This window comes from Pseudomonas sp. C1C7 (assembly GCF_013359595.1).
GTDB lineage: Bacteria > Pseudomonadota > Gammaproteobacteria > Pseudomonadales > Pseudomonadaceae > Aquipseudomonas.
This window is the reverse complement of sequence record NZ_JABFMP010000003.1, coordinates 158,310-176,025: the sequence shown is the minus strand read 5'-3', so window position 1 is coordinate 176,025 and position 17,716 is coordinate 158,310. Positions and strand designations below refer to the sequence as shown.

Genomic DNA, 17,716 nt, shown 5'->3' with positions numbered 1-17,716 from the left:
TAGCTTCTGCTGAGTGCGATCACAGACGCATCGGCATGACAACGTAAGCCGAATCGTCGTTGTCGGACTCTTGCACCAGCGCACTGCTGTTGGAGTCGGACAGAATCAGGCGAACCTGCTCGGTGGTCATCACGCCCAGCACGTCGAGCAGGTAGCTCACGTTGAAGCCGATTTCCAGGGAGCCGCCGTTGTACTCAACGCCCACTTCTTCTTCCGCTTCTTCCTGCTCCGGGTTGTTCGCCTGGATCTTCAGCTGACCATTGGCCAGTTGCAGACGGATGCCGCGGTACTTCTCGTTGGACAGAATCGCGGTACGGCTGAAGGCTTCACGCAGCGCCTGACGATCACCCAGTACCAGCTTGTCACCGCCCTTAGGCAGCACACGCTCGTAATCCGGGAATTTGCCGTCGACCAGTTTGGAGGTGAAGGTGAACTCACCGGTGGTGGCGCGAATGTGGTGCTGACCCAGAACGATGCTGACGATGCCTTCCGGCTCGGTCAGCAAACGGGCCAGTTCAAGGATACCTTTGCGCGGCACGATGACCTGGTGGCGATCCGGCTGACCGATATCGGCCTGCATGGAGCACATCGCCAGACGGTGACCGTCGGTGGCCACGGCGCGAATCACGCCAGCGGACACTTCCAGCAGCATGCCGTTGAGGTAGTAGCGCACGTCCTGCTGGGCCATGGCGAAGCTGGTGCGTTCGATCAGGCGACGCAGTTTGCTTTGCTCCAGGCTGCAGGTCAGCGAACCCGGGCCTTCTTCCACAGTCGGGAAGTCATCGGAAGGCAGGGTCGACAGGGTGAAACGGCTGCGACCGGCCTTCACGACCAGCTTCTGCTCGTCGACCTTGATGTCGATCAGCGCATCGTTGGGCAAGCTTTTGCAGATGTCCATCAGCTTGCGCGCAGGCACGGTGATCGAACCGGATTCTGCAGGCTCTTCGAGCTGAACACGACCGACCAGCTCGACTTCCAGGTCAGTACCGGTCAGCGACAGTTGCTGGCCTTCGACAACCAGCAGCACGTTGGAGAGCACCGGCAAGGTCTGGCGGCGCTCGACGACACCTGCGACCAGTTGCAGGGGTTTCAACAGGGCTTCGCGTTGAATGGTGAAATGCATGGTCTAGTCCCTTGCCTTAATAAGCTGCGCTGGTGTCATCAAGTGGTCAATGTACGCAGCAGGTTCTTGTAGTCCTCGCGGATATCCGCGTCGGATTCCTTGAGTTCGTTGATCTTGCGGCAGGCGTGCAACACGGTGGTGTGGTCACGTCCGCCGAACACATCGCCGATTTCCGGCAAGCTGTGGTTGGTCAGTTCCTTGGACAACGCCATGGCGACCTGACGGGGACGGGCGACCGAACGCGACCGGCGTTTGGACAGCAAGTCGGAGATCTTGATCTTGTAGTACTCGGCGACGGTACGCTGAATGTTATCCACAGAGACCAGCTTGTCTTGCAGCGCCAACAGATCCTTGAGGGATTCGCGAATCAGCTCGATGGTGATATCGCGGCCCATGAAGTGCGAGTGGGCGATCACACGTTTGAGTGCGCCTTCCAGTTCACGGACGTTGGAGCGAATGCGCTGGGCAATGAAGAACGCCGCGTCGTGGGGCAACTCGACTTTGGCCTGATCAGCCTTCTTCATCAGAATCGCGACACGGGTTTCCAGCTCCGGCGGCTCGACGGCAACCGTCAGGCCCCAGCCGAAACGTGATTTGAGGCGTTCTTCCAGGCCTTCGATTTCTTTCGGATAGCGGTCACTGGTGAGAATGACCTGCTGGCCACCTTCAAGCAGGGCGTTGAAGGTGTGGAAAAACTCTTCCTGGGAACGTTCCTTGCGGGCGAAGAACTGAATGTCGTCGATCAGCAGGGCATCCACGGAACGATAGAAACGCTTGAACTCGTTGATGGCGTTCAGTTGCAACGCCTTGACCATGTCCGCCACGAAGCGCTCGGAATGCAGGTACACAACCTTGGCATTCGGGTTCTTCTTTAACAGGTGGTTACCCACAGCGTGCATCAAGTGCGTCTTACCCAAGCCTACGCCGCCATAAAGGAAGAGCGGGTTGTAGCCGTGCTTGGGATTGTCCGCCACCTGCCACGCAGCCGCCCGGGCCAGTTGGTTGGACTTGCCCTCAACGAAGTTCTCGAAGGTAAAGGTGCGGTTCAGGTAGCTGGTGTGCTTGAGCGCACCTTCAACCTGGACGGTGCGTTGTTCGGCACGAACCGGAGCTTGTTGCGAGCTGGCGCCAGCCATTGGATCGAAGCTTTCCCGCGAAGGCTCTTCTTCTTCAATGACCTCGGCAACCTTTTGCGTGGCACGCTTGGCCGGTGGGGCGACTGGCGCTGGAGCGGCAGGAGCCGAAGCCGCTTGAGCCTGGGCTGCAACGGCAGCGGCGGCCAGCGGGGCATTCGGCGCGGCACGTGGAGCCGAGCTGCGTTTGCTTCCTATTAATAAGGAAAGCGCAGGCGTCGAACCGTTGCCATGTTCGTCGAGCAATTCCAGGACACGGCCCAGATACTTTTCGTTGACCCAGTCCAGGACAAACCGGTTGGGCGCATACACGCGCAACTCGTCGCCTTCGGCTTCGACCTGTAGTGGACGGATCCAAGTGTTGAATTGTTGGGCAGGCAGCTCATCGCGCAGAAGCTCCACGCACTGCTGCCAAAGTTCCACTGACACGGACATCCCCTAAGTTGAAAGCCGGTGAGGCAAAAACAAGCGGCCATTGTAACGAGCAGACGCAGACTTATCCACACGAAGGTGGGTGATCGGCCAAGAAGAATCAACGCTTTATACGCCAAAAAGACGACCAATGGTCTGTGCATAAGCTCTGTGGATAACCCACACTGAAATCATTGCACAACTGGGGGTGAAACTCAGTGGATAAATCGCCTGTGGATAAACCGGCCTTTCACACACAGGTTTTCCGACAGTGCAGCACAGGCTGGTCACGGTTTTCCACCGTAGTTGTCATTCTCTGTACAGCTTGTCGAATAAGGCCTCAAGGCAGTTATCCACAGATGGACAGGGTCCTAGCCTTTATAAGCTTTTCAGAAAAGCTTTAAATACTTTCCTTCTTTATTTTTATGTCTAGTGAATGGATGGCATGCAGGCAAAACGTGCGGCTGACTGCTTATAAGGAAATGTTGGTTGGAAATTGACCTGAGGACTTGCTTTCTCTAGAATCCCCGGTCTCTTAAAACGGGGGCCATTCCGGCCCGTTGTGGACGAACCAGGTAACACGACATGAAACGTACTTTCCAACCAAGCACTATCAAACGCGCTCGTACCCACGGTTTCCGTGCTCGCATGGCTACCAAGAACGGTCGTGCCGTCCTGTCGCGTCGTCGCGCCAAAGGTCGCGCACGTCTGGCAGTTTGATAATCCGGCACTGGAGGTGAGTCAGGACTTCAGTCGGGAAAAGCGTCTGCTTACACCCCGGCATTTCAAGGCAGTCTTTGACTCCCCTACCGGCAAGGTTCCGGGGAAAAATCTCCTGCTCCTTGCGCGCAACAACGATCTCGATCACCCCCGTCTCGGGCTGGTAATCGGGAAAAAGAGCGTAAAGCTCTCCGTTGAGCGCAATCGCCTCAAACGTCTGATGCGCGAATCGTTTCGCCTGAACCAGGATTCACTGGTCGGTTGGGACATCGTTATCGTCGCGCGCAAAGGTTTGGGCGATGTAGAAAACCCTGAATTGATTCAGCATTTCGGCAAGCTCTGGAAACGTCTGGCACGCAGCAAGCCAGTACCTGCAGTCAATACCGAAAATGTAGGGGTAGACAGTCCAGATGCGTAAACTGGCACTCGTTCCGATCCAGTTTTACCGCTACGCCATTAGTCCCCTGATGGCCAATCACTGTCGTTTCTACCCCAGCTGTTCCTGCTACGCGTTGGAAGCCATCGAAAATCATGGCCTTCTGCGCGGTGGCTGGCTGACCTTTCGTCGTTTAGGTCGCTGTCATCCGTGGAATCCCGGTGGTTATGACCCGGTTCCACCTATCCCTACCTCCCGTTCTTCTTCGATGGCCGAGTAATCATGGATATCAAACGCACGATCCTGATCGTCGCCCTGGCAATCGTGTCCTATGTCATGGTTCTTAAATGGAACCAGGATTATGGCCAGGCTGCCCTGCCGACTCAGAATGTTGCTTCCAGTACGACCGCCCCGGGCCTCCCGGACACGGCAACTGGCAATAAAGCGTCCGTCAGTGACGACATTCCACACGCCGCAAACGATACCAGTGCACCTGCCGAGACTCCGGTCGCTGCAAGCACCGATCTGATCCAGGTCAAAACGGATGTGCTGGATCTGGCCATCGATCCACAAGGTGGTGATGTCGCCCAGCTGAAACTGCCGCTGTATCCACGTCGCCAGGACCATCCGGAAATTCCTTTCCAGCTGTTCGACAATGGCAACGAGCGTACTTATCTGGCTCAGAGCGGTCTGATCGGCACCAACGGCCCGGACGCAAGTCCTGCCGGTCGTCCGGTTTACTCCTCGGAGAAGAAGGTTTATCAGCTGGCCGACGGTCAGGACCAATTGGTCGTGGACCTGAAGTTCAGCAAGGACGGCGTCAATTACATCAAGCGTTTCACCCTGAAACGTGGCCTGTATGACGTAACCGTTACCTACCTGATCGACAACGAAAGCGCCCAACCGTGGTCGGGTGCGATGTTCGCGCAACTCAAGCGCGACGCCAGTTCCGATCCTTCCTCCAGCACCGCCACCGGCACCGCGACTTACCTGGGCGCCGCCCTGTGGACAAGTTCCGAGCCGTACAAGAAAGTGTCCATGAAGGACATGGACAAGGGCGCGCTGAAAGAAAACGTCACCGGTGGCTGGGTTGCCTGGCTGCAACACTACTTCGTGACCGCGTGGATTCCGGCCAAGGGCGAAAACAACATCGTCCAGACCCGTAAAGACAGCCGCGGCAACTACATCATCGGTTACACCGGTCCATCGCTGACCGTTGCACCGGGTGCCAAGGCCGAAACCAGCGCCATTCTGTACGCCGGTCCGAAAAGCCAGGCCGTGCTGAAAGAGTTGTCCCCAGGTCTGGAACTGACCGTCGACTACGGCATTCTGTGGTTCATCGCTCAACCGATCTTCTGGTTGCTGCAACATATCCACGCCATTGTGGGTAACTGGGGCTGGTCGATTATCTTCCTGACCATGCTGATCAAAGGGCTTTTCTTCCCTCTGTCGGCTGCCAGCTACAAATCCATGGCGCGCATGCGTGCAGTGGCCCCGAAACTGGCTGCGCTGAAAGAGCAACATGGCGACGACCGGCAGAAAATGTCGCAAGCCATGATGGAGTTGTACAAGAAAGAGAAGATCAATCCGCTGGGTGGTTGCTTGCCAATCCTCGTGCAGATGCCGGTTTTCCTCTCGCTGTACTGGGTTCTGCTGGAAAGCGTGGAAATGCGTCAGGCACCGTTCATGCTGTGGATTACTGACCTGTCGATCAAGGATCCGTTCTTCATTCTGCCGATCATCATGGGTGCAACCATGTTCATCCAGCAGCAGTTGAACCCGACTCCACCGGATCCGATGCAGGCCAAGGTGATGAAGCTGATGCCAATCATCTTCACCTTCTTCTTCCTGTGGTTCCCGGCCGGTCTGGTGCTGTACTGGGTAGTGAACAACTGCCTGTCGATCGCCCAACAGTGGTACATCACTCGTAAGATCGAGGCGGCTACCAAAGCTCCAGCCTGATTTACACTGTGGATAACCACTCAAAACGCCCCCTAGTGGGGCGTTTTGCTATCTGTCTTTTTTGTCTGGATACCGGTTTATGAGTGCTCCCCGCGAAACCATCGCCGCTGTCGCTACCGCTCAAGGTCGTGGCGGTGTCGGCATCGTCCGTATTTCCGGGCCGTTGGCCAGCGTTGCGGCCCAGGCCTTCAGCGGTCGCGAACTCAAGCCGCGATTTGCCCACTATGGTCCGTTCCTGGGTGAAAACGACGAAGTGCTGGACCAGGGCATCGCGCTGTATTTCCCGGGACCGAACTCGTTCACCGGCGAAGATGTGCTGGAACTGCAGGGCCACGGCGGGCCGATCGTCCTGGATATGCTGCTCACTCGCTGTCTCGAACTGGGTTGCCGTCTGGCGCGCCCCGGTGAATTCAGCGAACGCGCATTCCTCAATGACAAACTTGACCTGGCCCAGGCCGAAGCCATCGCCGACCTGATCGAAGCCAGTTCTGCACAGGCGGCGCGCAACGCGCTGCGTTCATTGCAGGGTGCTTTTTCGGCACGTGTGCATAACCTCACCGAACAGTTGATCGGCCTGCGCATCTACGTCGAGGCCGCAATCGACTTTCCGGAAGAAGAAATCGACTTTCTCGCCGACGGCCACGTGTTGAGCATGCTCGACAAAGTGCGTGCTGAATTATCCACAGTCATCCGTGAAGCCGGACAGGGCGCGTTGCTTCGCGACGGCATGACGGTGGTGATCGCCGGTCGTCCGAACGCTGGCAAATCGAGCCTGCTCAATGCATTGGCCGGTCGCGAAGCTGCGATCGTCACTGAAATTGCCGGCACCACCCGAGACGTTCTGCGCGAACATATCCACATTGATGGCATGCCGCTGCATGTTGTCGATACCGCTGGTCTGCGCGATACCGATGATCATGTGGAAAAGATTGGCGTGGAGCGGGCATTGAAAGCCATCGGCGAGGCAGATCGCGTCCTGCTGGTCGTCGATGCCACGGCACCCGAAGCACTCGACCCCTTCGCCCTGTGGCCAGAGTTTCTCGAAACCCGCCCCGACCCTGCGAAAGTCACGCTGATCCGCAACAAGGCCGACCTGACCGGGGAAGCCATTGCCCTGGATGTCAGCGACGATGGCCATGTCACCATCAGTCTGAGCGCTAAATCTGCAGGGGAAGGCCTGGAACTGCTGCGCGATCACCTCAAGGCCTGCATGGGTTATGAACAGACGTCGGAAAGCAGCTTCAGTGCTCGCCGGCGTCACCTCGAGGCTTTGCGCCATGCCAGTGATTCGCTTGAGCACGGCCGTTCCCAGCTGACCCTGGCAGGTGCCGGAGAATTGTTGGCCGAAGATTTGCGCCAGGCGCAGCAATTCCTGGGAGAAATCACCGGTGCGTTCAGTTCCGATGATTTGCTCGGGCGAATCTTTTCCAGCTTCTGTATTGGCAAATGATAAAGCGAGCTGTGGAGAAGTTATCCACAGCTCGCTTTTTGCGACTTACCAGTTGTAGGAAACCGACCCTAACAAGGTGCGATCCTCACCCCAGTAGCATCGACCCGCATCGTTACAACCTGATACGTATTCCTTGTCGAACAGGTTTTTCGCATTCAGGTCCACGGTCCAAAGGCGATCGATCTGATAACCGATGGCCGCATCCACCAAAGTGACATCGCCAGCATCGAGTTTTCCGTACAGGGAAGGCGAGGTGTAGGCGAATGCGCTGTCGAAGTAGCGAATCCCGCCGCCCACATACAGTCCCTTGAGGCTGCTTTCAAGAAAACGATACTTGGCCCACACCGAAGCTTGGTTGCGCTGCTCGCCATCGAACAGCACATCGGCGCGGACTCGATGGCTTTACTTTGCGATAGCTGACGATTTTCCCTTGGACGAGAAATTTTTTTGCCTCGGATTTCAATGATCCGAGCGAATTCCTGTGGATTAAGCCCTGTGAATAACTGCAGCTGAGGACGGTTGATAACAGGGCTTGAAAACTGAATATAACCACCGCTGTGGATAACCGTCACTTTGATCCACAGGTTTAAGTCGGTTATCCAAGGACCTCATTGGCACATGAACACAGAGTTATGAATCTCTGTACACGACGGATATAAAGGCCTGCATGAATCTATCCACAGATAGGAGGGGCACTAGAAATAAACATAAAAACAAAGATTCTATAAATTTCTCTCTTTTTAATTTCTATAACTCCGACTTCTCCACAACTGGTTAAATTTTGTGCAAAGGGTTCTTTAGGAAGGGCGAAGTCCCTATACTTGTCGGCCAGGTCCAGAAACCTGAGCCCAACTATTCCTGAATTACCTACTTAAGCAGGCACGAGGTGCGTGGTGGATTTCCCTTCCCGTTTTGAAGTGATCGTCATCGGCGGCGGTCATGCCGGTACCGAGGCAGCACTGGCCTCAGCACGCATGGGGGTAAAAACCCTGTTGCTGACGCATAACGTGGAAACCCTCGGTGCCATGAGTTGCAACCCCGCGATTGGCGGGATTGGCAAAAGCCACCTGGTAAAGGAAATCGACGCCCTGGGTGGTGCGATGGCCTTGGCCACCGATAAAGGTGGTATCCAGTTCCGCGTATTGAACAGCCGCAAAGGCCCGGCCGTGCGCGCAACCCGTGCACAGGCGGACCGCGCTCTTTACAAGGCGGCTATCCGCGAAATCCTGGAAAATCAGCCGAACCTGTGGATATTTCAACAGGCCGCTGACGATCTGATCGTCGAGCAGGACCAGGTCCGTGGTGTGGTCACGCAAATGGGCCTGCGTTTCATGGCCGATTCGGTGGTTTTGACCACAGGCACCTTCCTCAGTGGACTTATCCACATCGGCATGCAGAATTTTTCCGGTGGTCGCGCCGGTGATCCACCGTCGATCGCCCTCGCGCACCGTCTGCGTGAACTGCCGCTGCGTGTTGGTCGCCTGAAAACCGGTACCCCGCCGCGTATCGACGCTCGCTCTGTGGATTTTTCGGTAATGACCGAGCAAGCGGGCGATACACCGATTCCGGTGATGTCCTTCATGGGCTCCAAAGAGTTGCATCCACAACAGATCAGCTGCTGGATCACCCATACCAACGCGCGCACCCACGAAATCATTGCCGCCAACCTTGATCGGTCGCCGATGTATTCCGGCGTCATCGAAGGTATCGGCCCGCGTTACTGCCCGTCGATCGAAGACAAGATCCATCGCTTTGCCGACAAGGAAAGCCATCAGGTCTTCATCGAGCCGGAAGGTTTGACGACCAACGAGCTGTATCCGAACGGAATATCCACATCGCTGCCGTTCGACGTGCAATTGCAGATCGTCCAGTCGATCCGCGGCATGGAGAACGCGCACATCGTGCGTCCAGGCTACGCCATCGAATACGATTACTTCGATCCGCGGGACCTGAAGTACAGCCTGGAAACCAAAGTGATCGGCGGTCTGTTCTTTGCCGGTCAGATCAACGGCACCACCGGTTACGAAGAAGCCGGCGCCCAGGGTTTGCTGGCCGGAACCAACGCCGCGCTGCGTGCACAAGGCAAAGACGCCTGGTGTCCGCGTCGCGATGAAGCCTACATCGGCGTATTAGTCGACGACCTGATTACCCTGGGTACCCAAGAGCCGTACCGCATGTTCACTTCGCGTGCCGAGTACCGTCTGATTCTTCGCGAAGACAACGCCGACCTGCGTCTGACCGAAAAAGGTCGCGAATTGGGTCTGGTCGATGACGAGCGTTGGGCGGCGTTCAGCAAGAAACGCGAAGGCATCGTTCTCGAAGAGCAGCGCCTGAAAAGTACCTGGGTTCGCCCGGGCACCGCGCAGGGTGATGCGATTGCCGAAAAATTCGGCACCCCGCTGACCCACGAATACAACTTGCTCAACCTCTTGAGCCGTCCGGAAATCGACTACGCTGGTCTCATCGCCGTGACCGGTGAAGGCGCGGAAGATCCACAGGTCGCCGAGCAGGTCGAAATCAAGACCAAATACGCCGGTTACATCGACCGTCAACAGGATGAAATCGCCCGTCTGCGCGCCAGCGAAGACACGAAACTGCCTGTGGATATCGATTACACGAGCATTTCCGGTCTCTCCAAAGAGATCCAGAGCAAGCTCGGTGCGACCCGTCCCGAGACTCTGGGCCAGGCGTCGCGTATCCCGGGCGTTACTCCGGCAGCCATTTCGCTGTTGATGATTCATTTGAAAAAACGCGGCGCTGGCCGTCAGTTGGAGCAAAGCGCTTGAGTTCGTTGGTCACCTCGCAACATGCCGAAGAGTTATCCACAGGCGCTCGCCAACTGGGTGTCACGCTGACGGAAGACCAGCATGCTCAGCTGCTGGGTTATCTGGCCCTGTTGATTAAATGGAACAAGGCTTACAACCTGACCGCCGTGCGTGATCCGGACGAAATGGTGTCGCGCCATTTGCTCGACAGCCTGAGCGTGATGTCATTCATCGAAAACGGTCGCTGGCTGGACGTGGGCAGTGGCGGCGGCATGCCCGGCATCCCGCTGGCCATCCTGTTTCCCGAGTCGCAAGTGACCTGCCTTGACAGCAACGGCAAGAAAACCCGGTTCCTGACCCAGGTCAAACTCGAGCTCAAGCTGGATAACCTGCAAGTTACCCACAGTCGCGTCGAAGCGTTCCAGCCTGCCCAGCCATTCAACGGGATCATTTCCCGCGCTTTCAGCAGCATGGAAAACTTCACCAACTGGACTCGTCACCTCGGCGACGCCGATACACGCTGGCTGGCAATGAAGGGCGTTCATCCCGCCGATGAACTGGTAGCATTGCCGACAGATTTCCACCTCGATAGCGAACACGCCCTGGCCGTACCCGGTTGCCAAGGCCAACGCCATCTGCTGATACTGCGCCGCACGGCATGATTGGGAACACAAGCAAGAATGGCTAAGGTATTCGCGATTGCGAACCAGAAGGGTGGTGTGGGCAAGACCACCACCTGCATCAACCTCGCAGCATCGCTCGTCGCGACCAAGCGCCGGGTGCTGTTGATCGATCTCGATCCACAGGGCAACGCCACCATGGGTAGCGGTGTGGATAAACATGGCCTGGAAAACTCGGTCTATGACCTGCTGATCGGCGAATGCGATCTGGCCCAGGCCATGCATTTTTCCGAGCACGGCGGTTATCAGCTGCTGCCCGCCAACCGCGACCTGACCGCGGCCGAAGTGGTTCTGCTGGAAATGCAGATGAAGGAGAGCCGTCTGCGCAGCGCATTGGCGCCAATCCGCGAAAACTACGATTACATTTTGATCGACTGCCCACCGTCGCTGTCGATGCTGACGCTGAACGCCCTGGTCGCGTCCGACGGGGTGATTATCCCCATGCAGTGCGAATACTTTGCACTCGAAGGTCTGAGCGACCTTGTGGATAACATCAAGCGCATCTCTGAACTGCTCAATCCGGACCTGAAGGTCGAAGGCCTTCTGCGGACGATGTACGACCCGCGCCTGAGCCTCATGAACGATGTGTCGGCGCAGCTCAAGGAACACTTCGGTGACCAGCTCTACGACACCGTCATTCCGCGCAACATCCGATTGGCCGAAGCCCCAAGCTACGGCATGCCGGCGCTGGCCTATGACAAGGCCTCCCGCGGTGCCGTCGCCTACCTGGCTCTGGCCGGCGAAATGGTGCGCCGTCAGCGCAAAAATTCACGCATCGCCGCCGCTCAGGCAACTTAAGGAATCCCCATGGCCGTCAAGAAACGAGGTCTCGGACGAGGACTGGATGCACTGCTGAGTGGTCCGACCATCAGCTCGCTGGAAGAACAGGCCGCGCAAGCCGATCACCGCGAGTTGCAGCATTTGCCGCTGGATCTGCTCCAGCGTGGCAAATATCAACCGCGACGCGACATGGATTCGCAGGCGCTGGAAGAGTTGGCGCAGTCGATCAAGGCCCAGGGCGTCATGCAACCGATCGTGGTCCGCCCCATTGGCAGCGGTCGTTATGAAATCATCGCCGGTGAACGTCGCTGGCGCGCGAGTCAGCAAGCCGGGCAGGAAACCATTCCGGCCATGGTCCGTGATGTGCCGGATGAAACCGCGATCGCCATGGCGCTGATCGAGAACATCCAGCGCGAAGACCTCAATCCGATCGAGGAAGCCATCGCCCTGCAGCGCTTGCAGCAGGAATTCCAGTTGACTCAGCAACAGGTTGCCGAAGCCGTCGGCAAGTCGCGGGTGACCGTGGCCAACCTGCTGCGCCTGATCTCGCTGCCGGAAGTCATCAAGACCATGTTGTCCCATGGCGACCTGGAAATGGGTCATGCCCGTGCATTGCTCGGTTTGCCGGACAATCAACAGGTTGAAGGGGCGCGACATGTTGTCGCACGCGGACTGACCGTGCGCCAAACTGAAGCACTGGTTCGCCAGTGGTTGAGTGGCAAACCGGAGCCCGTCGAAGCCGCAAAACCGGACCCGGATATTGCTCGCCTGGAGCAGCGTCTGGCCGAGCGCCTAGGCTCTGCGGTGCAGATTCGCCACGGGAAGAAGGGAAAGGGTCAGTTGGTGATTGGTTACAACTCTCTGGATGAACTTCAGGGCGTCCTCGCTCATATCCGCTGAAACATTTCCTCATGTAGCGCGCAGTCGGAAATCACTACCTGACAGTTGAATAGGGGCCAAACCGCCCCTATACTCTGCGCGCATTTTGTCGGCACAAATTATGCCAAGTTATTGAATTTCGGCAGCCGACCATTGGAGAGCAAAAGTGATGGAAACCCGCACGCCAAACCGCTTGCCGTTCCATCGCCTGGCAGTTTTTCCGGTGCTGATGGCCCAACTTATCGTTTTACTCATCGCCTCTTTGGCGCTTTGGAAATGGTACGGAGTCGTCGCCGGATATTCGGGACTTTGCGGAGGCCTGATAGCCTTGCTGCCCAATGTTTATTTCGCTCACAAGGCATTTCGGTTTTCCGGCGCCAGAGCAGCCCAGTCCATCGTCCGGTCGTTTTATGCCGGCGAGGCAGGGAAATTGATTTTGACGGCAGTGCTGTTTGCACTGGTGTTTGCAGGTGTGAAGCCATTGGCGCCGATTGCAGTATTCGGTGCCTTCGTGCTGACCCAGTCGGTCAGCTGGTTCGCTCCCCTGCTGATGAGAACAAGACTTTCGAGACCTTAGGGCGTTTGAGGCAACCATGGCAGAAACAACGGCTTCGGGCTATATCCAGCACCACTTGCAGAACCTGACTTTCGGTCAGCACCCTACCGGCGGCTGGGGCTTTGCCCACACCGCAGCAGAAGCCAAGGAAATGGGCTTCTGGGCTTTCCACGTCGATACTCTCGGCTGGTCGATCGCACTGGGTCTGATCTTCGTTTTCCTTTTCCGCATGGCGGCGAAGAAAGCGACTTCCGGTCAACCAGGCGCTCTGCAGAACTTCGTTGAAGTACTGGTCGAATTCGTCGATGGCAGCGTGAAAGACAGCTTCCATGGCCGTAGCCCGGTGATTGCACCGCTGGCACTGACCATCTTCGTCTGGGTCTTCCTGATGAACGCCGTCGACCTGGTACCGGTCGACTGGATTCCTCAGCTGGCCATCCTGATCTCCGGTGACCACCACATCCCGTTCCGCGCCGTGTCGACTACCGACCCGAACGCGACCCTGGGCATGGCGTTCTCGGTTTTCGCACTGATCATTTTCTATAGCATCAAGGTCAAGGGCATCGGCGGCTTCATCGGCGAACTGACCCTGCACCCGTTCGGCAGCAAGAACATCTTCGTTCAGGCCCTGCTGATCCCGGTGAACTTCCTGCTGGAATTCGTGACCCTGATCGCCAAACCAATCTCTCTGGCTCTGCGTCTGTTCGGCAACATGTATGCCGGCGAGCTGGTGTTTATCCTGATCGCTGTGATGTTCGGCAGCGGTCTGCTCTGGCTCAGCGGCCTGGGCGTTGTTCTGCAGTGGGCGTGGGCTGTGTTCCACATCCTGATCATCACCCTGCAGGCATTCATCTTCATGATGCTGACCATCGTCTACCTGTCGATGGCGCACGAAGAAAACCATTAAGACCAGTTTCGACTAGTCTGATGTCCCTCTCGGTCAAACGAGAGGGGGGCCTTTAACGGGGCCTACGAAACGATTTGTTTTACCGCTTTAAATTAAAAAAACCTAAACCATACGACGTAAAAGTCGGGAGGAAAGATGGAAACTGTAGTTGGTCTAACCGCTATCGCTGTTGCACTGTTGATCGGCCTGGGCGCACTGGGTACCGCAATTGGTTTCGGCCTGCTGGGCGGCAAGTTCCTGGAAGGCGCAGCGCGTCAGCCAGAAATGGTTCCAATGCTGCAAGTTAAAATGTTCATCGTTGCCGGTCTGCTCGACGCCGTAACCATGATCGGTGTTGGTATCGCTCTGTTCTTCACCTTTGCGAACCCGTTCGTTGGTCAAATCGCTGGCTAATTACTCGGATCTTCCGGGTAATTTGGTGTGATGGACAACGTAACTGCGAGGTGTTGGCGTGAACATTAATGCGACCCTGATTGGCCAGTCCGTTGCGTTCCTGATTTTTGTACTGTTCTGCATGAAGTTCGTATGGCCTCCGGTCATCGCGGCTCTGCACGAACGTCAGAAGAAGATCGCTGATGGTCTGGACGCTGCCAGCCGAGCAGCTCGCGACCTGGAGTTGGCCCAAGAAAAAGCGGGTCAGCAACTGCGCGAAGCGAAAGCTCAGGCAGCTGAAATCATCGAGCAAGCCAAGAAACGCGGTAGCCAGATTGTCGACGAAGCCCGTGAACAGGCTCGCGTCGAAGCTGACCGTGTGAAGGCTCAGGCTCAGGCCGAGATCGAACAGGAACTGAACAGTGTCAAAGACGCGCTGCGCGCCCAAGTGGGTAGCCTGGCCGTTGGTGGTGCTGAGAAGATCCTGGGTGCCACAATCGATCAAAACGCGCACGCAGAGCTGGTTAACAAACTGGCTGCTGAAATCTAAGCGAGGGCGATCATGGCAGAACTGACCACGTTGGCCCGACCTTACGCTAAGGCGGCCTTCGAGCACGCTCAGGCCCACCAGCAACTGGCCAATTGGTCAGCCATGCTCGGCCTGGCAGCAGCGGTGTCGCAAGACGACACCATGCAGCGCGTGCTCAAGGCCCCGCGACTGACGAGCGCAGAAAAGGCCGCCACGTTCATTGACGTGTGCGGCGACAAGTTTGATGTAAAAGTGCAGAACTTCATTCACGTCGTTGCCGAAAACGACCGTCTCTCGCTGTTGCCGGAGATTGCCGCTCAGTTCGACCTGTACAAGGCCGAGCAAGAGAAGTCGGTAGACGTTGAAGTGACCAGTGCTTTTGCATTGAACCAAGAACAGCAAGACAAACTCGCCAAGGTTCTCAGTGCACGACTCAACCGGGAAGTGCGCCTGCAAGTCGAGGAAGACAGCTCCCTTATTGGTGGTGTTGTCATCCGCGCCGGCGACCTGGTTATCGATGGCTCGATTCGCGGCAAAATCGCGAAACTTGCCGAAGCATTGAAATCTTGAGTTTGAAGGGGCAGCAGAGCAATGCAGCAACTCAATCCTTCCGAAATTAGTGAAATTATCAAGGGCCGCATCGACAAGCTCGATGTGACCTCCCAAGCCCGTAACGAAGGCACTGTCGTCAGCGTATCTGACGGCATCGTGCGGATTCACGGTCTGGCCGACGTCATGTACGGCGAGATGATCGAGTTTCCGGGCGGCGTCTACGGTATGGCCCTCAACCTGGAGCAAGACTCCGTAGGTGCCGTTGTACTGGGCGCATACACCAGTCTGGCTGAAGGCATGAGCGCCAAGTGCACAGGCCGCATCCTGCAGGTTCCGGTTGGTAAGGAACTGCTGGGTCGCGTAGTCGACGCACTGGGTAACCCAGTTGACGGCAAAGGTCCGCTGAACAACACCGAGACCGACGCGGTCGAGAAAGTTGCTCCAGGCGTGATCTGGCGTAAGTCGGTAGACCAGCCTGTACAGACTGGCTACAAGGCTGTCGATGCCATGATCCCTGTCGGCCGTGGCCAGCGTGAGCTGATCATCGGTGACCGTCAGATCGGTAAAACCGCTCTGGCGATCGACGCGATCATCAACCAGAAAGACAGCGGCATTTTCTGCGTATACGTTGCAATCGGTCAGAAGCAATCGACCATCGCCAACGTTGTTCGCAAGCTGGAAGAAAACGGCGCCCTGGCCAACACGATCATCGTGGCTGCCAGTGCTTCGGAATCTCCTGCACTGCAATACCTGGCACCGTACTCCGGTTGCACCATGGGCGAATACTTCCGCGACCGCGGTGAAGACGCGCTGATCGTTTATGACGATCTGTCCAAGCAAGCAGTGGCTTACCGCCAGATTTCCCTGCTGCTGCGCCGCCCACCAGGACGTGAAGCTTACCCAGGCGACGTGTTCTATCTCCACTCCCGTCTGCTGGAGCGCGCATCCCGCGTTTCGGAAGAGTACGTAGAGAAGTTCACCAACGGCGCAGTGACCGGCAAAACCGGTTCCCTGACCGCACTGCCGATCATCGAAACCCAGGCTGGCGACGTTTCCGCGTTCGTTCCGACCAACGTGATTTCCATCACCGACGGTCAGATCTTCCTGGAATCGGCCATGTTCAACTCGGGTATCCGCCCTGCAGTGAACGCCGGTGTTTCGGTATCCCGTGTGGGTGGTGCCGCTCAGACCAAGATCATCAAGAAGCTGTCCGGTGGTATCCGTACCGCTCTGGCTCAGTACCGTGAACTGGCGGCATTCGCCCAGTTCGCTTCTGACCTGGACGAAGCGACCCGTAAGCAACTTGAGCATGGTCAGCGCGTAACCGAGCTGATGAAGCAGAAGCAATACGCGCCAATGTCGATCGCCGACATGTCGCTGTCGCTGTATGCCGCTGAGCGTGGGTTCCTGACTGACGTTGAAAACGCCAAAGTCGGCAGCTTCGAACAAGCGCTGATTGCTTACTTCAACCGCGATCACGCCGAATTGATGGCGAAGATCAACGTGAAGGGTGATTTCAACGACGAAATCGACGCTGGCCTCAAAGCCGGTATCGAGAAGTTCAAGGCCACCCAAACCTGGTAAGCCGCAGCGGGGGCCGCAAGGCCCCCGCTTGCTAACCTGATAGGTGTTACATGGCAGGCGCAAAAGAGATTCGCAGTAAGATTGCGAGCATCAAAAGCACGCAAAAAATTACCAGCGCCATGGAAAAAGTGGCGGTCAGCAAAATGCGCAAGGCACAAATGCGCATGGCTGCTAGCCGTCCTTATGCGGAGCGCATCCGCCAGGTTATTGGTCATCTGGCCAACGCCAACCCGGAATATCGTCACCCGTTCATGATCGACCGCGAAGTAAAGCGCGTCGGTTATGTCGTAGTGAGCAGTGACCGTGGTCTGTGTGGTGGCTTGAACACCAACCTGTTCAAGGCTCTGGTCAAGGACATGGCGGTAAACCGTGAAAACGGCGTCGAGATCGATCTGTGTGTGGTTGGTAGCAAGGGTGCGGCTTTCTTCCGCAACTTCGGCGGTAACGTCGTCGCAGCTATCAGTCACCTGGGTGAAGAGCCGTCGATCAACGATTTGATCGGCAGCGTCAAGGTGATGCTGGATGCCTACCTGGACGGCCGTATTGACCGCCTGTCCGTGGTGTCCAACAAGTTCATCAACACCATGACGCAAACGCCAACCGTGGAGCAGTTGATTCCATTGGTGGCAACCCCGGATCAAGACCTCAAGCACCACTGGGACTATCTCTACGAACCGGACGCCAAAGAGCTGCTTGACGGCCTGATGGTGCGTTACGTGGAGTCGCAGGTCTACCAGGCGGTGGTCGAGAACAACGCGGCTGAACAAGCTGCGCGGATGATCGCGATGAAGAACGCTACCGACAACGCCGGTGATTTGATCAGCGAATTGCAGCTGGTCTACAACAAGGCGCGTCAGGCTGCGATCACCCAAGAGATCTCGGAAATCGTCGGCGGCGCTGCCGCGGTTTAACGGTTCAAATATTCAGAGGATCCAGC

The 17,716-nt window shown here is 56.8% G+C and carries 18 protein-coding genes and 1 pseudogene; 16 read left to right on the top strand and 3 right to left on the bottom strand.

The genetic code is table 11. The features are described 5' to 3' along the window. Positions 1–19 precede the first annotated feature (19 nt). On the bottom strand, positions 20–1,123 hold the full coding sequence (gene dnaN, locus HNO86_RS03830) for a DNA polymerase III subunit beta (RefSeq protein WP_175375696.1): 1,104 nt from the start codon (positions 1,121–1,123) through the stop codon (positions 20–22). 38 nt (positions 1,124–1,161) lie between these two features. Then, positions 1,162–2,685, bottom strand: coding sequence for a chromosomal replication initiator protein DnaA (dnaA, locus tag HNO86_RS03825; RefSeq protein ID WP_175375695.1), 1,524 nt, complete (start codon positions 2,683–2,685; stop codon positions 1,162–1,164). 567 nt (positions 2,686–3,252) lie between these two features. Between dnaA and rpmH the strand changes: the two genes are divergently transcribed. From rpmH to mnmE, 5 genes are all read left to right on the top strand, one after another. Further along, entirely contained in the window at positions 3,253–3,387 is a 135-nt protein-coding gene (gene rpmH / locus HNO86_RS03820) for a 50S ribosomal protein L34 (RefSeq protein ID WP_003213577.1), read from the top strand. Between the two features lie 16 nt (positions 3,388–3,403). Beyond that, a complete protein-coding gene (gene rnpA, locus HNO86_RS03815; protein WP_372242509.1) occupies positions 3,404–3,805 on the top strand; it encodes a ribonuclease P protein component in 402 nt (133 codons plus the stop codon). Continuing rightward, complete coding sequence (gene yidD, locus HNO86_RS03810; protein WP_003213574.1) at positions 3,798–4,043, top strand: membrane protein insertion efficiency factor YidD; 246 nt, start codon at positions 3,798–3,800, stop codon at positions 4,041–4,043. The genes rnpA and yidD overlap by 8 nt, the downstream gene beginning before the upstream one ends. 2 nt (positions 4,044–4,045) lie before the next feature. Further along, positions 4,046–5,725: a membrane protein insertase YidC gene (yidC, locus tag HNO86_RS03805; RefSeq protein WP_175375693.1), complete on the top strand. Its 1,680-nt coding sequence runs from the start codon at positions 4,046–4,048 to the stop codon at positions 5,723–5,725. A gap of 79 nt (positions 5,726–5,804) precedes the next feature. Next, on the top strand, positions 5,805–7,175 hold the full coding sequence (gene mnmE, locus HNO86_RS03800) for a tRNA uridine-5-carboxymethylaminomethyl(34) synthesis GTPase MnmE (protein WP_175375692.1): 1,371 nt from the start codon (positions 5,805–5,807) through the stop codon (positions 7,173–7,175). 45 nt (positions 7,176–7,220) lie between these two features. Here mnmE and HNO86_RS03795 read toward each other — a convergent pair. Then, positions 7,221–7,544 (bottom strand): annotated as a pseudogene (locus HNO86_RS03795) (TonB-dependent receptor domain-containing protein); the annotation flags it as partial. Between the two features lie 524 nt (positions 7,545–8,068). Between HNO86_RS03795 and mnmG the strand changes: the two are divergent. From mnmG to atpG, 11 genes are all read left to right on the top strand, one after another. After that, complete coding sequence (gene mnmG, locus HNO86_RS03790) at positions 8,069–9,961, top strand: tRNA uridine-5-carboxymethylaminomethyl(34) synthesis enzyme MnmG (RefSeq protein WP_175375691.1); 1,893 nt, start codon at positions 8,069–8,071, stop codon at positions 9,959–9,961. Continuing rightward, on the top strand, positions 9,958–10,602 hold the full coding sequence (gene rsmG, locus HNO86_RS03785) for a 16S rRNA (guanine(527)-N(7))-methyltransferase RsmG (RefSeq protein WP_175375690.1): 645 nt from the start codon (positions 9,958–9,960) through the stop codon (positions 10,600–10,602). The genes mnmG and rsmG overlap by 4 nt, the downstream gene beginning before the upstream one ends. 18 nt (positions 10,603–10,620) lie before the next feature. Next, the gene (locus HNO86_RS03780) at positions 10,621–11,418 is read left to right on the top strand and encodes a ParA family protein (protein ID WP_110965646.1); all 798 of its coding nucleotides are present in this window, start codon (positions 10,621–10,623) and stop codon (positions 11,416–11,418) included. Positions 11,419–11,427: 9 nt separating this feature from the next. Continuing rightward, positions 11,428–12,300, top strand: a complete 873-nt coding sequence (locus tag HNO86_RS03775) for a ParB/RepB/Spo0J family partition protein (protein ID WP_175375689.1) — start codon at positions 11,428–11,430, stop codon at positions 12,298–12,300. Between the two features lie 148 nt (positions 12,301–12,448). Continuing rightward, positions 12,449–12,856 (top strand): F0F1 ATP synthase subunit I, encoded by a 408-nt coding sequence (locus HNO86_RS03770; RefSeq protein ID WP_175375688.1) that lies wholly within the window; start codon positions 12,449–12,451, stop codon positions 12,854–12,856. Between the two features lie 16 nt (positions 12,857–12,872). Continuing rightward, the gene (gene atpB, locus HNO86_RS03765) at positions 12,873–13,742 is read left to right on the top strand and encodes a F0F1 ATP synthase subunit A (protein ID WP_175375687.1); all 870 of its coding nucleotides are present in this window, start codon (positions 12,873–12,875) and stop codon (positions 13,740–13,742) included. A 135-nt stretch (positions 13,743–13,877) separates the two neighbouring features. After that, positions 13,878–14,135, top strand: coding sequence for a F0F1 ATP synthase subunit C (gene atpE, locus HNO86_RS03760; protein ID WP_003097235.1), 258 nt, complete (start codon positions 13,878–13,880; stop codon positions 14,133–14,135). Positions 14,136–14,193: 58 nt separating this feature from the next. Then, complete coding sequence (locus HNO86_RS03755; protein ID WP_175375686.1) at positions 14,194–14,664, top strand: F0F1 ATP synthase subunit B; 471 nt, start codon at positions 14,194–14,196, stop codon at positions 14,662–14,664. A 12-nt stretch (positions 14,665–14,676) separates the two neighbouring features. Then, a complete protein-coding gene (locus HNO86_RS03750) occupies positions 14,677–15,213 on the top strand; it encodes a F0F1 ATP synthase subunit delta (RefSeq protein WP_175375685.1) in 537 nt (178 codons plus the stop codon). A 21-nt stretch (positions 15,214–15,234) separates the two neighbouring features. Next, positions 15,235–16,779, top strand: a complete 1,545-nt coding sequence (gene atpA, locus HNO86_RS03745; RefSeq protein ID WP_175375684.1) for a F0F1 ATP synthase subunit alpha — start codon at positions 15,235–15,237, stop codon at positions 16,777–16,779. Positions 16,780–16,829: 50 nt separating this feature from the next. Continuing rightward, positions 16,830–17,690, top strand: a complete 861-nt coding sequence (gene atpG / locus HNO86_RS03740; RefSeq protein WP_175375683.1) for a F0F1 ATP synthase subunit gamma — start codon at positions 16,830–16,832, stop codon at positions 17,688–17,690. Positions 17,691–17,716 lie beyond the last annotated feature (26 nt).